17 protein-coding genes and 3 tRNA genes are annotated in these 16,218 nt (G+C 33.3%); 16 read left to right on the top strand and 4 right to left on the bottom strand.

Annotated elements, in window-relative coordinates; translation table 11 throughout:
- The first annotated feature begins 17 nt into the window (after positions 1-17).
- Entirely contained in the window at positions 18-485 is a 468-nt protein-coding gene (locus NZ853_11035; GenBank protein ID MCS7206218.1) for a peroxiredoxin, read from the top strand.
- Position 486: 1 nt separating this feature from the next.
- On the top strand, positions 487-1,425 hold the full coding sequence (locus tag NZ853_11030; protein MCS7206217.1) for a bifunctional riboflavin kinase/FAD synthetase: 939 nt from the start codon (positions 487-489) through the stop codon (positions 1,423-1,425).
- Here NZ853_11030 and NZ853_11025 read toward each other — a convergent pair.
- Positions 1,422-2,270 (bottom strand): hypothetical protein, encoded by an 849-nt coding sequence (locus tag NZ853_11025; GenBank protein MCS7206216.1) that lies wholly within the window; start codon positions 2,268-2,270, stop codon positions 1,422-1,424. The genes NZ853_11030 and NZ853_11025 overlap by 4 nt on opposite strands.
- Before the next feature lie 76 nt (positions 2,271-2,346).
- Between NZ853_11025 and rpmB the strand changes: the two genes are divergently transcribed.
- The 10 genes from rpmB to NZ853_10975 all read left to right on the top strand — a co-directional run bounded on the left by rpmB (position 2,347) and on the right by NZ853_10975 (position 8,332).
- Positions 2,347-2,592 (top strand): 50S ribosomal protein L28, encoded by a 246-nt coding sequence (rpmB, locus tag NZ853_11020; GenBank protein MCS7206215.1) that lies wholly within the window; start codon positions 2,347-2,349, stop codon positions 2,590-2,592.
- 11 nt (positions 2,593-2,603) lie between these two features.
- Positions 2,604-3,707, top strand: coding sequence for a UDP-3-O-(3-hydroxymyristoyl)glucosamine N-acyltransferase (gene lpxD / locus NZ853_11015; protein MCS7206214.1), 1,104 nt, complete (start codon positions 2,604-2,606; stop codon positions 3,705-3,707).
- 65 nt (positions 3,708-3,772) lie between these two features.
- Positions 3,773-3,859, top strand: a tRNA-Ser gene (locus NZ853_11010).
- Positions 3,860-3,864: 5 nt separating this feature from the next.
- Positions 3,865-3,955: transfer RNA gene (locus NZ853_11005), tRNA-Ser, on the top strand.
- 16 nt (positions 3,956-3,971) lie between these two features.
- Complete coding sequence (locus tag NZ853_11000; protein ID MCS7206213.1) at positions 3,972-4,415, top strand: hypothetical protein; 444 nt, start codon at positions 3,972-3,974, stop codon at positions 4,413-4,415.
- Positions 4,416-4,660: 245 nt separating this feature from the next.
- A complete protein-coding gene (locus tag NZ853_10995; GenBank protein MCS7206212.1) occupies positions 4,661-5,005 on the top strand; it encodes a hypothetical protein in 345 nt (114 codons plus the stop codon).
- 506 nt (positions 5,006-5,511) lie between these two features.
- Positions 5,512-5,601: transfer RNA gene (locus tag NZ853_10990), tRNA-Ser, on the top strand.
- Positions 5,602-5,687: 86 nt separating this feature from the next.
- Positions 5,688-6,806, top strand: coding sequence for a trypsin-like peptidase domain-containing protein (locus NZ853_10985; protein MCS7206211.1), 1,119 nt, complete (start codon positions 5,688-5,690; stop codon positions 6,804-6,806).
- Complete coding sequence (locus NZ853_10980) at positions 6,807-7,556, top strand: biotin--[acetyl-CoA-carboxylase] ligase (GenBank protein ID MCS7206210.1); 750 nt, start codon at positions 6,807-6,809, stop codon at positions 7,554-7,556.
- Entirely contained in the window at positions 7,553-8,332 is a 780-nt protein-coding gene (locus NZ853_10975) for a type III pantothenate kinase (GenBank protein MCS7206209.1), read from the top strand. Before NZ853_10980 ends, NZ853_10975 begins: the two co-directional genes overlap by 4 nt.
- Position 8,333: 1 nt before the next feature.
- On the opposite strand, the gene NZ853_10970 is transcribed toward NZ853_10975, so the two are convergent.
- Both NZ853_10970 and NZ853_10965 read right to left on the bottom strand, forming a co-directional pair.
- Positions 8,334-9,287, bottom strand: a complete 954-nt coding sequence (locus NZ853_10970) for a hypothetical protein (GenBank protein MCS7206208.1) — start codon at positions 9,285-9,287, stop codon at positions 8,334-8,336.
- Positions 9,274-10,137, bottom strand: coding sequence for a hypothetical protein (locus NZ853_10965; GenBank protein ID MCS7206207.1), 864 nt, complete (start codon positions 10,135-10,137; stop codon positions 9,274-9,276). Before NZ853_10965 ends, NZ853_10970 begins: the two co-directional genes overlap by 14 nt.
- Positions 10,138-10,188: 51 nt before the next feature.
- Between NZ853_10965 and NZ853_10960 the strand changes: the two genes are divergently transcribed.
- Positions 10,189-11,001: a hypothetical protein gene (locus NZ853_10960; protein MCS7206206.1), complete on the top strand. Its 813-nt coding sequence runs from the start codon at positions 10,189-10,191 to the stop codon at positions 10,999-11,001.
- A gap of 350 nt (positions 11,002-11,351) precedes the next feature.
- Here the strand turns inward: NZ853_10960 and NZ853_10955 are convergent, their stop codons facing one another.
- A complete protein-coding gene (locus NZ853_10955; protein MCS7206205.1) occupies positions 11,352-11,828 on the bottom strand; it encodes a DUF4395 domain-containing protein in 477 nt (158 codons plus the stop codon).
- Between the two features lie 91 nt (positions 11,829-11,919).
- On the opposite strand from NZ853_10955, the gene NZ853_10950 reads away from it, so the two are divergent.
- The 3 genes from NZ853_10950 to NZ853_10940 all read left to right on the top strand — a co-directional run.
- A complete protein-coding gene (locus NZ853_10950; protein MCS7206204.1) occupies positions 11,920-12,519 on the top strand; it encodes a 5-formyltetrahydrofolate cyclo-ligase in 600 nt (199 codons plus the stop codon).
- Positions 12,520-12,528: 9 nt separating this feature from the next.
- Positions 12,529-13,029, top strand: coding sequence for a chemotaxis protein CheW (locus tag NZ853_10945; protein ID MCS7206203.1), 501 nt, complete (start codon positions 12,529-12,531; stop codon positions 13,027-13,029).
- 15 nt (positions 13,030-13,044) lie between these two features.
- The coding region (locus tag NZ853_10940) for a chemotaxis protein CheW (protein MCS7206202.1) at positions 13,045-16,218 on the top strand (3,174 nt) is incomplete at its 3' end.

The raw sequence follows: 16,218 nt of genomic DNA, 5'->3' as shown, positions 1-16,218 counted from the left end.
ATAAGAGAGGCTAAAATATGAAAACTTTAAATCTCGATCAAAAGGTTCCTGATTTTGAATTATATGATGATGAAGAAAACCTTTTTCGCTTGTATGAGCAAAATCAACCATTACTTATCGTTTTCTACCCTGGAGATGACACACCTGTATGCACAGCTCAACTCTGTGACTATAGAGATGGGATAGAGCAATTTCGAGATTTTGACATTGATGTAGTTGGTATTAATAGAGACAGTATTGAGTCCCATAAGAAATTCAAAAAAAAATATCAGCTCCCATTTCGTTTGTTGAGCGATCCCGAAGGTAAAGTTGCAGAAATTTTTGGATGTAAAACTCTTTTAGGAACTGTGAATCGTGCTGTGTTTTTGTTAGATAAGGAACAGAATTTAATTTGGTATCACAAAGAGGTGCTATCACTGTTTCGAAGAACAAAAGAGGAATTATTGAATGTTATAAGAGAACTAAGAAAACAAGGAAAACTTTGATATGCTTATAATTCATGATTTAGACTCTTTTCGTCCTGACTGGAGTCATGCAAATATCACTCTTGGAGTATTTGATGGAATTCACATAGGACATCAGGAACTCCTAAAGAGAATCCAAAGAAAAAGAGATTCTTACAAAAGGATTTTAGTCACATATCATCCGCATCCTGATATAGTGTTAGGGAAACGACGTGAGAAATATGGAATGGAACTTTTCACTTATGAAGAAAAGGTATCTTTACTACAAAAATATGATATTGATGTAGTAGTAGTACTGCCATTTACCCAAGAATTAGCGAATACTACTGCAGAAATCTTTTTAGAAAAAATCTTAGTAGAAAAGTTAAAAGCAAAATACATTGTGATCGGTTATGATCAATGTTTTGGGAAAGGACGTGAAGGTAATTTTGAATTTTTAAAAAAAAGAGAAGAAAAATATGGATATCATGTAGAACAGTTATCTCCAGTAAAGATCGATGATAAGATTGTATCCAGCTCAAGGATTAGAGAACTCCTAAAAGCAGGAGAAATCCGACAAGCTAACCTTCTTTTAGGAAAAAATTTTTTTATCACTGGGACTGTTGTGAAAGGTTTTCAAAGAGGTAAACTTATTGGTTTTCCCACAGCCAATTTGGATGTCCCTCTAACAAAGGTAATTCCGAAGATTGGAGTTTATATTGGTTATTGTGAACTTGGTGGAGTGTTATACAAAGCGATGATTAATATTGGCTTTAACCCTACATTTAATAATCAACTTTTGAGTATAGAGGCTCATATTTTAAACTTTGATAAATTGATTTATGGTGAGATCGTAAAGTTCCATTTTGTGGATCGTATTCGAGATGAAATGAAATTTTCTAGCGTAGATGAACTGCGAAATCAACTCCAAAAAGATAGGGAAATGGCAGATAAACTTCCAGAGTGTGAGAAGTGTTTTTAAATCTTTATGTTTATTTGGTATAGACTTTTTACATTATCAGAGGGAGTATAAGTAGAGATTTCAATATCTCTAAGTTCTCTTGTAGCTACAAGATGTTGGATTTTCCCTTTCTCAAATATTGGGATTAATTTTCCTGTTAAAAACAAAAGAAGTAGTTCTTTTAGCTTTAATTTTGTGTTCTCGAAATAAACAAAAGAGTCCCCATAATATAAATTCAATTTTGTTAATGCTTGATAGAAATAAAAATTCTCATTCCATAATAACAAGGGATGTTTATTGAGATATTCTCGAAACACTTCCTCTAAAGAATAAATTCTTTTTTTCAAAGTTATGAAAGGTAAATTGATAGGAGATAGAAGAACATAAAAATAAAACTTCAGTAAATATTTCTCTTGGGTTTCATGATAAAATTGAATTTGGGTTTCTTTTTCTAACCATGTTTTCCAAAAGAATAGTTCTCTTTTCGGGACTTTTTTTAATGCTCCAATTAGAAAGTGATTCTTTAAGAAAAAACCATCTTCTAAGATGATTTCGTAAAATTCAAGAGGTAAGTAAATATAATCATGAAATTCAATCAAGGGAAAGTCGATTTCGGATATTTCCCACCCTTCTTCTTTTAATAGGAATCCACCCTCTAAAAAGATTTGTTTTGTAATATGGTTTTTATCACTCAAAAGATGTTCTTTGAAGATGGGAAGAAATTTTCGTTTTAAAATGCTTTTTAATTGTTTTTGTAGTTCTTCTTTTTTCGAAGTGTTTCGTAAAACCATTCCAAGTAATTTTTCTATATTAAGTATAGCCTCACCCTTTAAGTATGGAAGTATATCTATGATATAAAAAGACATAATGAAAAGTATACATTAAAATCCAAAATTTGTCAATTCGAATTGACTAGCACTATATAAAAAAAAAAATAGGAGTATGGCAAGAAAATGTCAAATCTCTGGTAAAAGAACCCAAGTGGGAAATACGATATCGCACTCACACAGAAAAACCAAGCGAAAATTCAAAGTAAACCTATTCAAAAAAAGAATCTATATCCCAGAAGAAGATCGGTTTGTCACTTTGAGAATTTCTGCGAGAATGTTAAAATCCTTAAATAAAACAGGAATTAAAACCCTAATCAAAAAATACGGACAAGATCTAAAAGTTTTAGAGAAAAAGTAAAATCATCCCTGATGAAATTACAAAATCTAAAAAAAAAACTTATATCTCTTGATGAGATCAATGAAAAACTAAAAAAACACCTTGATTTTGAAATTTATCACGCTAGCGAAAATCAATTTTTCGTAGAGTTAAAACCCATTGAAGAATACACAAAAGATTCAATAGTTTTTTTAAACAATAAAAAGTTCATTCAATACTTAAATCCTCAAACTCCTCCCAAAGCTGTTGTTACAAATAAAGAAATTTTTTTATCGATTAAGGAAAGTTATCCAAAAACAGTTTTTTTCGTTTCCAAGAATGTGGATGTTTTTCGTGCATTATTTTTGCAACATTTCTTTGATTACGAACTATGGGATGTGAAAGAAGAACATTACGTCCATCCCTCTGCTGAGATACATCCAAGTGTTGAGCTCCCGCAAAAAATCTACGTAGGTCCCAACGTTGTGATTGGAGAAAACGTAAAATTGGGGGAAAACGTATATTTAGGGGCAAATGTAGTAATTGAAGCTGGTGTTCAAATTGGAGATAATACTATCTTATTTCCGAATGTTTATGTGGGGTGGGGTTGTATCATTGGAAAAAATTGTCGAATCCATCCTGGAACAGTGATAGGTAGCGAGGGTTTTGGTTTTGCGCAGGATGAACAGTTTCGGCATTATCGTATACCACAGCTCGGGATTGTAGAAATTGAAGATGATGTTGTCATTGGTGCAAATTGTTGCATTGATCGAGCTACTTATGATAAAACAATCATTCGAAAAGGGGTAATCACAGATAATTTGATCCATGTCGCTCATAACTGCGATATAGGAGAAAATTCCATCCTTGTTGCTCAAGTGGGAATTGCTGGGTCTTCAAAATTGGGAAAGCGCGTTATATGTAGTGGTCAAGTGGGGATTGCTGATCATGTCCAGATTCCTGATGATACAATACTTCTGGGTAGAACTGCTGTGTTGAGTGACATTCCAGAATCAGGGATTTATTTAGGTTATCCAGCGATTCCTTCTGCGAAATTTCATCGTATCCAGCTACACTTACAAAAGCTCGAAGAATACGCAAAAGAAATCAAAGCCCTAAAAAAACGTATGGAAGAATTAGAAAAGAAACATCAATAAAATTCATTAGAGTGTTCCCTATAGTTTGGCTTGACGTTTCCGTTTGATTAAAACCAATGGATAGTGGAGGAGTGGCCGAGTGGTTTAAGGCGGCGGTCTTGAAAACCGTTGTACCCTGGCGGGTACCGTGGGTTCGAATCCCACCTCCTCCGAATGGGGAGAGGTGGCCGAGAGGCTTAAGGCAGCGGTTTGCTAAACCGCCGTAGTACAGAAATGTGCTACCGAGGGTTCGAATCCCTCCCTCTCCGAAGTTGTATAAAAATTATGGCTGATAAGATAAAACAAATCCAACAACAAATCAAAAGTAAAATCGAAAACGGAGATGAACTCTTAGCGGTAATTTCTTACGTTCCTCTCGTAGGATGGATTATTGTTTCTTTGAAGTCCCAAAAAAACGATCCTTTGGTGGAATTTCATAAGGATCAAGCAAAAGAAATCAATTTGTTTATTGTTTTAGTTTATATTGTTCTTTGGTTTTTGGAAAATTTTCCTCTGTTTCGATGGCTGTTTGGTGAAAATCAACTTCTTCATCCTTTAACTGAAACCGTCTGGATTTTGAGCCTTTTGGGTTATCTTTATGTTACTTTTGTTGGTATATACAAAGCCTTTAATGATGAAGTTTGGTCCTATCCATTCCGAGAAACCATAAAGGAAAAAATAGAAGAAATTTATAAAAGGTTCATAAAAAATAAACAAGATAAAAGTTAATTTTGAGTTATTAGAAAATCCCATAAAATCATGAAAACGATTTACTTCATTTTTTTAATAAAAATTTAGCTTTACTTTATGAATCCTCGTTTTTTATTGGATTTTATTTCTTTTGGCATTCTTTAAAACTTTTGATACCTAATCAGGAAGGTTGACAACGCTCAGTTTATTGTTGCAAGGAAATTTAGAGTTAAACGATTACTTTGGGAATCCAGAAGAATATTTAGTGTTAGATTCAAGTAAAGTTGAAAAAAGCCTATTTGTTTTTTGATTATGATGGAAAACTATATTACCTTCCGGGCATGACACTTCTATTCGAGCTATTGGTATTCATTTCACCAAAAACAAAAGTGATTACATTTTATAATTGGAGATATCTTTTAGGTGCTGTTCCTTTTGCTTATCTATTATTCTATGATCATGTAGTTGGTGGTTATTATATACGAAACCAAAAAGTAAAAGAAGATAGCATCAAGTTTAGCTTTGATCAATTCTTTGAAGTCCTATGGCTAAATTTTTTCTCACCTACTACTAAAGAAATATCTGTTTTATGCCATTTTATTAATAGTATATGTGGTCTTATTGTTTGATTTTGTTTATAATAAACAAAAGTAATATTTTTTTGAGTGGGTGATTTTCCATGATTCTTTTTTATGGAAAACTAAAATTAAAGATATAAGATACATTTATCACTTTGCCACTAAAATTCCAGAGAATACGATTTTATTTCAAACTGAAAAAATCATAAAATTTTATAAAAATGAATTCAATAGAAACTTAAAAAAATCTCATTCCTATTCCTGTTTTATGGGATATTAATTTATTTTTTCCCAAAGGAAAATATGAGATTTTACTACTTACTTCTCCAGATAACTTTTTAGAAATCCAAGGGAAACATTTTGAAGTTGTCTAACAAAAACCACACACAATCAAAATAAAAGTTAACGCCTTTACTGAACTAACAATTAAAATTATGCATTCCAAGCCTCATAACTTTGAGGTAAAAGGTATTACAAACACGAAGCTTGATGGATGACTCTTTGATTCTGATTTGACGATGTTAAATTGGCAAAAAACATGTATATTGCAATTATAAGGAGAGGTGACCGAGAGGCCGAAGGTGCAGCACTGGAAATGCTGTGTACTCCCAAAAGGAGTACCGAGGGTTCGAATCCCTCCCTCTCCGAAAAACCCTTCAATTCTTTCAGATAAGTCTCAGAAAAAATTGATTTTTTTGACAAAAACGTAAATCATGTTCATTGAGGGGAACCTATGAAAAAAATCCAAGTATCAAGATATGTTTTAGTGAATTTACTTTTCGCTGCTTTTTTGTTGGGAACCTTTTTTAGTCCCTTATTTTACTCAGGATTTAAGCAATTTTGGAAATCTGGAACACTGCAAACGAATGCTGATCCTATTCCAGCCTCGGATCAGATCAGCGCTGTGGAAATTGAAAAAACGTTCATGAATGTTTACAATAAGGCTCAACCGTCAGTGGTTTATATTAAAACGAACATCTTAGTCCGTCCTCATGCTTGGTTTGATTTTTATCATCAGGTGGAAGGTGCTGGTTCAGGTGTGATCATCGACAAAGAGGGTTATATTGTTACCAATAGCCATGTAGTAAAAGGAGCTTCGGTAATTGAGGTTTATTTTAGTGATGATACAAGAGCTATCGCCAAACTTGTAGGAAGGGACGAAAACTCAGACATAGCTCTGATCAAGGTTCCTGCATCGGATAAACTACAACCCGCAGTTTTGGGAGATTCTGATAAAGTCAAACCGGGACAGCTGGTCTTTGCGTTGGGATCACCCTATGGATTAGCAAGAACCTTTACGTTTGGGATTGTGTCAGCTGTTACTCGATATATTGATAATACGAAGTATTCAAGGATCCAAACTGACGCCTCCATCAATCCTGGAAATTCAGGAGGTCCTTTGTTGAACATCTATGGAGAGGTGATAGGTATCAATCAATCCATAATTTCTCCTGATGGGAAGGGTGGAAGTGTCGGAATCGGATTTGCTATTCCTATTAATGAAATCAAAGAAACCATTGAAATCCTAAAAAAAGAAAAACGTGTCATTGGTAAAGCAGCACTCGGAATCAGTGTAGCAGAAGTCAATGAAGGATTAAAAGAATACTTAGGAATACCAAGAGATCAAAAAGGAGTGGTTGTTCGTTTTGTTGTTCCAGGTTCTTCAGCGGATAAAGCAGGAATCCAAGAAAATGATTTTATTTATAAATTAAACGATCAAAACATTGAATCCACAGAAGATTTAGTGAGGGCAATACAACGTGCCGGTATTGGAGCTGAAGTAGAATTACACATCATACGCAAAGGAAATCGAATCAAAATCAAAGCCATCGTAGGAGAAGATTTGTCATAAATGCTTACCAAAGCTCATTGGATCCACTTTCCTTCGATTGACTCAACCAATGATTATTTGCTCCAACAGGATTTTGAACACGGAACAATCATCACAGCCGATTCCCAACAAAGAGGAAAAGGACGAAAAGAACGAAAATGGAAAGATGTCCCCAAAAAATCGTTTCTTTTCTCACTTGGACTATATATCGACGATTTTGAACGTTATAGCTACTTTTCGCTGGTGGTTGCTTTGTGCGTTGTTGAGTCATTGTATGCCATGATGAAGCAACTCAGTCTCTCAGAGAAGACATTTTATATCAAGTGGCCTAATGATGTTTTGATGAGAGATGAATCTCAAAACTTAGGGAAACTCGCAGGGATTTTGATTGAAACCCAATTCAAAAACAAGAAAACTTGGAAAGTTGTTGTTGGGATCGGACTGAATTGGTCAGCTACACCCTCAATCGATGAACCTGCTCTGTTTCCACCGGTTGCCTTGTTTTCTGAAAATGTGGAATATGAACCTCTATTTTACTTGGACTTTTTGATTCAAAAAATGAACGAACTTTCTCTCGAAAAACCTTATTCTTTTGAGTCTTACAAAGACTTGATACATCGTTATCATTTTTTAATGCATAGAAAGATACGTATAAATACAGAAGAATATGTAGTAGAAAATATTGACAATAAAGGATACTTAAGAATCCGCAACAAAGAAAATCAAATCACAACCATCAAAGATTGGGATGATAGGATTGTATTAGTATGAGCTATCTTTTAGCCGTTGATGTTGGAAATACGAATACCGTTTTTGGTTTGTTTGATGGTGATACTTTGGTTAGATCATGGCGCATTGTAACAAAAAAAGAATGGACCTCTGATGAACTGGGAGTCTATTTGAACAATTTTCTCCAGTCTGCCAATTACCAACCAAATTCTATCCATCAAGCCATTTATTCTTCTGTTGTTCCTTCGTTTAATCCCATTTTGGATAGAATGATTAAAGAATATTATCACTGCGATCCTATAAGAGTTGTATATAACATGAAATTGCCATTAAAATTCAAATATCCTCGTCCCTTTGAATTGGGGGCGGATCGGATCGTAAATGCTGTTGCTGGGATTACTCTTTATGGTAAAGATTTAATCATTGTGGATTTGGGGACGGCAACCACTTTTTGTTTAATCAAAGAAGGTGACTACCACGGTGGTGTGATAGCTCCTGGACTTCGTATGTCTATAGAAGCACTTCACGCTAAAACCGCCTTGCTTCCGTTAGTAGAATTTACGAAACCTCCCTCAGGAATCATTGGCGACAGTACCGTTCATTCTATACAAGCGGGTTTTTTTTATGGATGGGTGGGAATGTTGAAAGAAATCATCAACAACATGAAAGCAAAGTATTCAGAAACTCAATTTCAAGTAATAGCCACGGGGGGATTTTCCCAGATGATCCATCGTGAAGTTCCAAATCTGTTTGATATCGTAGATTATGATTTGACGTTAAAAGGCTTAAAGTTCATTTTTGATTATCAAAAGTCATAGATCAAAAAGCGACTTGAAATTCAATCCCTGAAGTTCTTTCAATGAAGTCCGTATGAAAATATAAGCTCCGTAATTTTTGATAAAATACCCGAAGACGAAAATGATTATGATGCATTACATTTGCATAAGAACCAAGAATCTGAGATACATAAAGAATCACACCAGGCACGAGAAACGCATATGATACAAGGTGTGGTCGCTTTGTTTGGCTTTCTAACTGATAAATATAAATCCCACCACCGAAAAAAATCAAATTCCAAAAAAATGCCAAAGTACCTTCAACATAGCTTCCAGTGTAGAAATACCCACTCCCTGGAATCATTAAAGATAAAAAAGAAGCTATCAAGGGATTTTTGAACTTTTCTTTTTGGAGTTGTTGGGTTTCTTCGATGATGTCTTCTGCTAATTTCTGAACTTCCTGATTTTGGCTTTCGTGTTTTAGTTTTTCGTAATACTCGATTGCTTGATGGAAATTCCCTTCTTCAAAATAGAGACTTCCGAAAATCAGTTTGGCGTAGTCTTTTTTCTCCTCAGGGATAGAAGAATTCATCAGAGCTCTCATTTTGACTAATGCCATAGGGTGAAATCCAAAACGAAAAGAAGCATAAAGTTGAATGTAATTTTCTGAAAAATCATGGCTTTCTTGGGATAAAATTTCTTGGATATATTGTAAATTGGGTTTTAGAAATTCTTTTTCTTTTAGTTGTAGATAGTTTAATAATAGTTTCGACTTTAAGTGATTATTGAAATATTTGTTTTTGTAGAGAAATTCATAATAAAACAAAGCATGAGTATAATACTTCTTTTTGTAGTAATAGTCTCCCAGTTGTAGATATTGATGCCAAACATTCTCAGTTTTGGGGAGAATGGGTTTTAGAGGAAGATTCAAAGGATCCGAAAAGATGGAGTTGTAAGAAATAAGATATAAGAGAAGTCCCAAACTACGAAATTTCATAAACTTTTTCTATTAATTCTTTTAAGTAATCTTGATTTTCTTTTTTTTGGATTTTTTGTAAAAAGTCTTTTAGGTCCTCAAAAGATTTCAAAGATAATCGTAGTTCTATAGGATGGGATTCAAAATCCTCGGGTAATTGTATCGATAAGTTTTGTATTTGTAGTCGATCTTCAAGAGTTTTTTTGAGTTTATAGGTGAGGATTTTTCTTTTGTAAAATAGAGGATATCGAGCTCCTACCACCATCTCGTAAATTTCGCTCTGGGGGAATGTTTTTTCAGGGTTTTCTTGATATTTGATGGCTAATTCTAAACTCGTTTTTGTTATTTCCTTTTGTTTTTCGAATGGAAGATCATAAAGATATTCTATGATTTTCATAATATAGTTTTTTTTGATCCGAAAGATATTTAAGATTTTCAACCAATCATTTTGTAATTCTTCATTTAGACGATCCCATAAACGAACAACCGATATGGGTAGTTCATAAAGCTCTAAAAGTTTTTCTGAGTTGGTATGAAAATCGGACCACTCTTTCCAATCACTCAAGGTTCTGTTGTGATAGCCCCAGTGAAAACTTTTTATAATTCCAATAGGATTTTTTTCAGGGAAGTGTCTATGCCACCATCGGGAAAGCTTCACATAATTCGGTTGATAGAAGTTCCAAAGGAATTCCCAGAATTCTTCTTTCTCGAGGTGATCTCGCTCAATGACTACAAAAAAACGTGATGATGGATTCCCCAAGAACCAATCATCATCAAGAATCACCGAAGGGAAAATTTGCTTCTTTACAGTTAAATCAAGATAGTATTGTTTTGATAGATTTTGGAGTTCCAAAGATTCTAAGAACTTCATAAAAAATGCATTTTCTTTTTTTGTGTTTTTTCTTTTTTGTTTTCTAATTCTGTGTCAAAGAAAAAAGTTCTGATTTTGGGATTTGGATTTACAACAAAATATTTCATTCGACACTTTGATATTGACTTTCGAGTTTTAACCAGAAAACCAGAAGACTTAAAAAAAGAGTGGGTGTGGACTGAAGATTTTTTTCCTGATGTAGTGATCGATACCATTCCGCCAGTTTATGAGGAAAACCAGAGGTTAATGAATCCTTTATACAAGGAAGTTTTGCTCCCTTTGTATCAACAAAAAAAGTTTGTCTATACTCACATTAGTTCTACATCAGTTTATCCAGAAGTTTCAATGGAATTTCATGAACAAACCGAAATTCCTTTTTTTTCGGAAAGAGGGATAAAACGTTGGGAATTAGAAGAAGCTGTCTTGATGTGGTTTCCTTATGCCTTGATAGTTCGATCTGGTGGCATATACGGACCTGAGAGGAATTTGGTTAAAAGTTTGAAAAATCAAGAATATCATTTAATACCGACGGAGAATAAAGTTGTATATCGTATTCATGTATATGATTTATGCCAGATCTTGATTGAGTTTTCATATCAAATCTATGATAGTGGGATTGAGGTAAGTCTTTTCTCAGGATATCAACGAAAGAATGTAATCAATGCCATAGAACCAAAAAATGAACCCATCCAAAAAGTATTGGAATTTATCCACAGGACCTATAAAATAGAAATCCCAAGAAGAAACCTCGAGCCACCCACTACACAACGAAAAATTATCAGTCTTTATACAAAAAACTTTTCTTTTCGTTTTCCTGATTTTCGGTCTGGTTTTTTGGATGTTTTTCCGCCTTCTTATGTTTAACGTGTTGTTTTGATTCCTTCTCTAACGTTATACACAATTTGGATTTTCATTCTGCTTGGGTGATTAGATGGCAGCGATGATGGGATCTTCTAAAAATCTTATTTGCAACATTTTCATAGAAAATCCGAAAGTTTCGATAATATAATACTTAATTCAATGCAGTATTTGTTATAGATGGTTCAAAAGTCAGGAAGCCCGATTTTCGGGCATGGCTGTGAATTCTGTTCCAGCTTGATTATATATTTTTTGTCTTCGTAAATACTATCGAAAACCTCAATCTTGGGGGTCCCAAGTGATTGTATGTAATCTTGCTTCCTTATGTAGGTTGGAGAAAAGACATGTTCCAATTCTTAACAATTTTTACAATCATCTGGTGGAACAATTCCAATTCTTTGTCCCAAAGAAAATAATTTGCATGCAACACAATAATTAAATGCCGCCTCAAGAAAACTGAACAATGCCAACAGAGAAAGAAAAAATACATATAAATTGTTAGGGTAAAATAGAAAAGAAATCAATAGAATGGATAAGCCACAAAACTTGGCAAATCGTTTTGGTCTTGGGGATACCCAATTTTCGGAAAATAACTGATATTTCTGATGGAGAGTTTCTACTAAAGAAGAAAAGAATGAACGATTCGGACCAAAGAGAAAAGTAAACAAAAAGTCAAGAAAAAGAAAACTCGTAATTACCAACGAAACAACGGGATGAATCAACCAAAAAGTGATCAAACTCAAAAGGGTTATCAAACTAACCAAGCTGGCATGCAATCTTACTTTTCTAGTATTTAAAAGTTCTGGATATGGTTTTAAAATTATAGTTTTCATATATACAAAATATGAATTGTGAGAAAAATGTCTACTCAAATTTTGGTTAACGATAAAAAATTTGGATTTGTTGTGGAATTTTGAAAGATTTATGTTCTATGCTTCTATGAGTGCAGAAAAAACAGAAATTCGAAAGGAGGCAAAACTCTACTGGAAAGAGTTTCTTAAAGATACAAAAAAAATTGAAAGGATGTTTGAATTTCTCATTCAAAGTCTCAAAATATATCAGCCTAAACGCATCTTTGCTTATTTTCCAATAGAGAATGAATTTCCTGTAGATAGAATCTTTGGTGTATTACAATCAGAGATTTATCTACCCGTTATCATCAATAATCAAGACATGAAGTTTAGTCTCTATAAGAAAGACGGTCAATTTTTTCCTTTGGGGGTGAATCATTTCGGGATAAAGGAACCGTTGGAAATGAAGGAGGGTATCCCCCAAGAAAATGATTTGGTGATAATTCCTTCTTTGGGATGCAATCAAGATTTTGTTCGTTTAGGAAGGGGAGGAGGTTTTTATGATCGCTATTTTTCGAAAAATCCAAGTTCCCGATTATCAATCAAACTTAGTATCATTCCTGAGGATCTAACTCAATTATCATTTATGGGGTTTGAGCACGACTTAATTTTAGATCTAATCATTACCGAAAATAATATTGTTTACAAACAAAAAAAAATCGAAAATATGTAGTTGTAAAATATGAATATGTATAGCAATGAACAGCAATATTTGATTTTCGAAACAGCTGAAAATATTTATGGGATTGATATATTAAGCATAACTGAAATTCTTAAACCGCTTCCTGTAACAAGACTGCCAAACGCAGAAAATTATGTATTAGGGGTAATTAATTTGAGGGGAAATATAGTGCCCGTTTTAGATGTAAGAAAGATTTTAAAAAATGAATATACCCAATTGACACCATATTCGAGAATAGTCGTTTGTTCTGTTTTTAACAAAAATCTCGGGATATTGGTTGAAAAAGTTCAGGAAGTTGTAACCTTGAAGAAAAGCCAAATTGAAGGAGTTGAGCTCAAGGGATTTTCAGAAAGTTTCATTGAGGGTGTAGGAAGGAGTAAAGAGAAATTGTTTTTGATTTTTAATTTACCTTTACTTGTAGGAGTCTATAGCCCTATGATGGAACAAAAAGAAAAATATCAAAAAGAAGCTTTAACCAATACAAAAGAATTGATAAACTAATTAGAATTCAGGTCTATGGAAGAAAAATACTTAGATCTATTTTTTGATGAGGTTCAAGAACACATTGATGATTTAAATCGCAGTTTATTAGAACTGGAGCAGGATTATACAAATCCAGAAATCATCAATGAAATCTTTCGGATAGCTCACACTTTAAAATCCTCTGCTGGTTTTGTTGGCTTAGAATACCTATCTCGTTTAGCACACAAAATGGAAGACTTATTTCAACTTATCAAAGATAAGAAGATTTTAGTCAAGACAGAACTAATGAATTTACTTTTTTCTTGTTTGGATGCCATAAAGAACTCTGTTGCAAGTTTTCAAGCAAATAGAGAAGAAGAAAAAGAAGTTCTAAACGAATTAGCAAAAAAGCTTGAGGAATACTCCATAAAAGAGGTTCAAAGCTTTAATAGCAGTGATATCACAAAAGCCAAGTCAGAAATTCATGATGTAAAAAAAACAAGTTCAGAGATACTGAAAGAAAAAGAAAAGGAATTTGAAGAAGCAAGATTATCAGAACAAAAAGAATTAATACAACAAGATGATAAAATTAAAATGAAGATTGAACTAACAGAAGAAGACCTTCATCAATTAACAAACATCGTTAGATATGATGAAAAGGTATTTCATGGGTATGTTCAATTAGAAGAAGAAGCACCCATGAAAAATCTACGCTTACTTTTAATTTACAATCGCTTGTTCAAAGCCTTACAAATTTACAAGATAGATCCTAGTCTAAATGAACTAGAAAGAAATTCCAACTTAAAAAGATTAGAATTTGTAGTTTATGGTCCCTTCAATCAGCAGCAGATCATAAAGTTATGTCAAATAGATTTAATAGAAAAGATATCCGTTAAAGAAATTGAACTTCAAAGAGGATTAAGAGATATAATGCCTTCTAAAACCATAAATCAAAGATTATCCCAAGAAATCTCTTCCTCGAAAGAAGGTGGCATATCCAAAGATAAAGAGCTTGATACAGAAAGTGTAATTAAATCAAAAAGCATCCGAGTACCTGCAGAAAAGATTGATTATATTTTAAATAACGTGGGAGAGTTGGTAATTACCAATTCAGGACTTCAAAAAATCTATGATGATTTAGTGAATGAATTTGGGGAAACTCAAACTCTAACGGAGCTGAGAAACAAAATTGAACAAGCTATTCGAATCGCACGAGAACTTCAATCAGGGGTGATGAAGATGAGGATGATGCCTGTTGGTGTCGTCTTCCAAAGATTTCATCGCCCTGTTAGAGATTTAGCTATGGGATTGGGAAAGAAAGTAGAACTGATTATTCAAGGGGAGGATACAGAATTAGATAAAAACATTATTGATTCTTTAAATGATCCCCTAATGCATTTAATCAGAAATGCTATTGATCATGGGATTGAACCTTCAGAAGAAAGAATACAAAAAGGCAAACCTGAGACTGGGACGATAATATTAAAAGCTTATCAAAGTGGGAATCATATCTTTATAGAAGTTCAAGATGATGGTCGTGGATTAAACAAAGAAAAAATTTTAGAAAAAGCAAAAAGTCTTGGATTACTCAATGAAAAAGAACAACTAACTGAGAATGAAATTTATCAATTTATCTTTCAGCCGGGTTTTTCTACTGCTGAACGAGTAAGCAACATAAGTGGTCGTGGTGTAGGAATGAATGTAGTGAAGGATGTTGTTGATCAATTCAAAGGTTCTATACAGATTAATACAACACCTGGTGTGGGAACCAGCTTTATTTTAATGTTTCCTCTTACTTTGGCTATTATTTCTACTATACATGTCAAAGTAGAAGATGAAGAATATGCATTTCCACTTTCTGATGTGGTTGAAACTGTACGGATATCACCTTCTCAAATTACTACATTGCAAGGGAAAAATATAATTAATCTACGAAAAGAAATAGTCCCTGTTTACGAACTCTCAGTTTTGATGGGATTACCTTCGAAATGGAATGGAAATGTTTACAAAAACATACCAGCAGAGGTTGATGAATCTGCAGCTGAAAATCAAAACAAAGAAATCCCAGTAGTTATCGTAAGTATTGGAAGTCGAAAAGTGGGGTATATTGTAGATGAAATGATAGGAAAGAGAGAAATTGTAATTAAATCTTTGGAACAAAATTATAAAAATATCTTGGGACTTATTGGTGCTTGTTTATTAGGGGATGGTAGTATAGTGATGGTTTTAGATGTGAATGGACTTTTAGAAATTGCGACACAAAACTATGATGCACAAATTCAAAAAATAAAACAAGATGAAGAAATTATAAATGCTATAAAAGTTTACAATCAAAAAGTGAAGGAACTATCCACAACATCAAGAAGAATAAAGAAAAAATCAAAAAGCTTACCTATTAAAGAAATTAAAGAAAAAGAAGAATTCATTCAAGAACCACAAGAACCAAAGAAAGAAACAGCAGTTGTCCATATAATAGAAAAAACAACAGATAAAAACAATGATGTATTGTTATCTTCAGCGAATCAAAATGAAGCAATCCAAATAACACAAAAAGAAATACAACAAGAGGATAAAACGTTAGATAAAATTGTTGTAATCGAGGAATTTCGCAAAGAAAAAGAAAGGCGAAAAGAAATAGGGTTAGAAATATTCAAAGAAGGTGATTCTATAGTTAAAGATGAGAAGCAATTTTTATCAGAAAAGGATTATGAAAAATTATACTCTGTTGTGAACTCAGGAATGATAAACGCTGGTTTGGTTTTAACCCAATTATTAGGAGTTACAATTGATGTTTCTGTTCCAGAATTTAAAGCAATTGAATTTCATGATATGGAGGAATTGATTCAGCCCGATAAAAATTTTTATTCTATTTTCTTAGAAACTGGAGGTGAATTCGAATCTTTGTTGTGTTTGGTCTTTGATGAAGATCGAGCAATAGTTACTGCAGGAGAATTAATGGGTATACCTATGGAGCAAAGAAAAGTCGAAAACATCGACATCGAGGATATAAAATCTGTTCTTAATGAGTTGACTAACATAGTTGGCTCTAGTCTACTGAATGAGATTGCTAACCGAACAAACATGACAATAAAACCAAGTGTCCCTGAACTTCATTTATTTGATAGAAAAAAACTAATGGAATATATTTATCAAAAAAAACAAACGAAACAAAATGAAACAATTATCTACATCGGAGCTGACTTTTTAAGAGAAGAAACAGAATTATTA

It is taken from the genome of Leptospiraceae bacterium, assembly GCA_025059995.1.
Classification (GTDB): Bacteria; Spirochaetota; Leptospiria; order Leptospirales; family Leptonemataceae; genus SKYB61.
Note: the sequence above shows the minus strand (reverse complement) of the source record. Positions and strands in the feature narration are given on the sequence as shown.

Coding starts and splice junctions, on each gene's coding strand:
- NZ853_11035 (MCS7206218.1), top strand. CDS start 18: ATGAAAACTTTAAATCTCGATCAAAAGGTTCCTGATTTTGAATTATAT.
- NZ853_11030 (MCS7206217.1), top strand. CDS start 487: ATGCTTATAATTCATGATTTAGACTCTTTTCGTCCTGACTGGAGTCAT.
- NZ853_11025 (MCS7206216.1), bottom strand. CDS start 2,270: ATGTCTTTTTATATCATAGATATACTTCCATACTTAAAGGGTGAGGCT.
- rpmB (MCS7206215.1), top strand. CDS start 2,347: ATGGCAAGAAAATGTCAAATCTCTGGTAAAAGAACCCAAGTGGGAAAT.
- lpxD (MCS7206214.1), top strand. CDS start 2,604: ATGAAATTACAAAATCTAAAAAAAAAACTTATATCTCTTGATGAGATC.
- NZ853_11000 (MCS7206213.1), top strand. CDS start 3,972: ATGGCTGATAAGATAAAACAAATCCAACAACAAATCAAAAGTAAAATC.
- NZ853_10985 (MCS7206211.1), top strand. CDS start 5,688: ATGAAAAAAATCCAAGTATCAAGATATGTTTTAGTGAATTTACTTTTC.
- NZ853_10980 (MCS7206210.1), top strand. CDS start 6,807: ATGCTTACCAAAGCTCATTGGATCCACTTTCCTTCGATTGACTCAACC.
- NZ853_10975 (MCS7206209.1), top strand. CDS start 7,553: ATGAGCTATCTTTTAGCCGTTGATGTTGGAAATACGAATACCGTTTTT.
- NZ853_10970 (MCS7206208.1), bottom strand. CDS start 9,287: ATGAAATTTCGTAGTTTGGGACTTCTCTTATATCTTATTTCTTACAAC.
- NZ853_10965 (MCS7206207.1), bottom strand. CDS start 10,137: ATGAAGTTCTTAGAATCTTTGGAACTCCAAAATCTATCAAAACAATAC.
- NZ853_10955 (MCS7206205.1), bottom strand. CDS start 11,828: ATGAAAACTATAATTTTAAAACCATATCCAGAACTTTTAAATACTAGA.
- NZ853_10950 (MCS7206204.1), top strand. CDS start 11,920: ATGTTCTATGCTTCTATGAGTGCAGAAAAAACAGAAATTCGAAAGGAG.
- NZ853_10945 (MCS7206203.1), top strand. CDS start 12,529: ATGAATATGTATAGCAATGAACAGCAATATTTGATTTTCGAAACAGCT.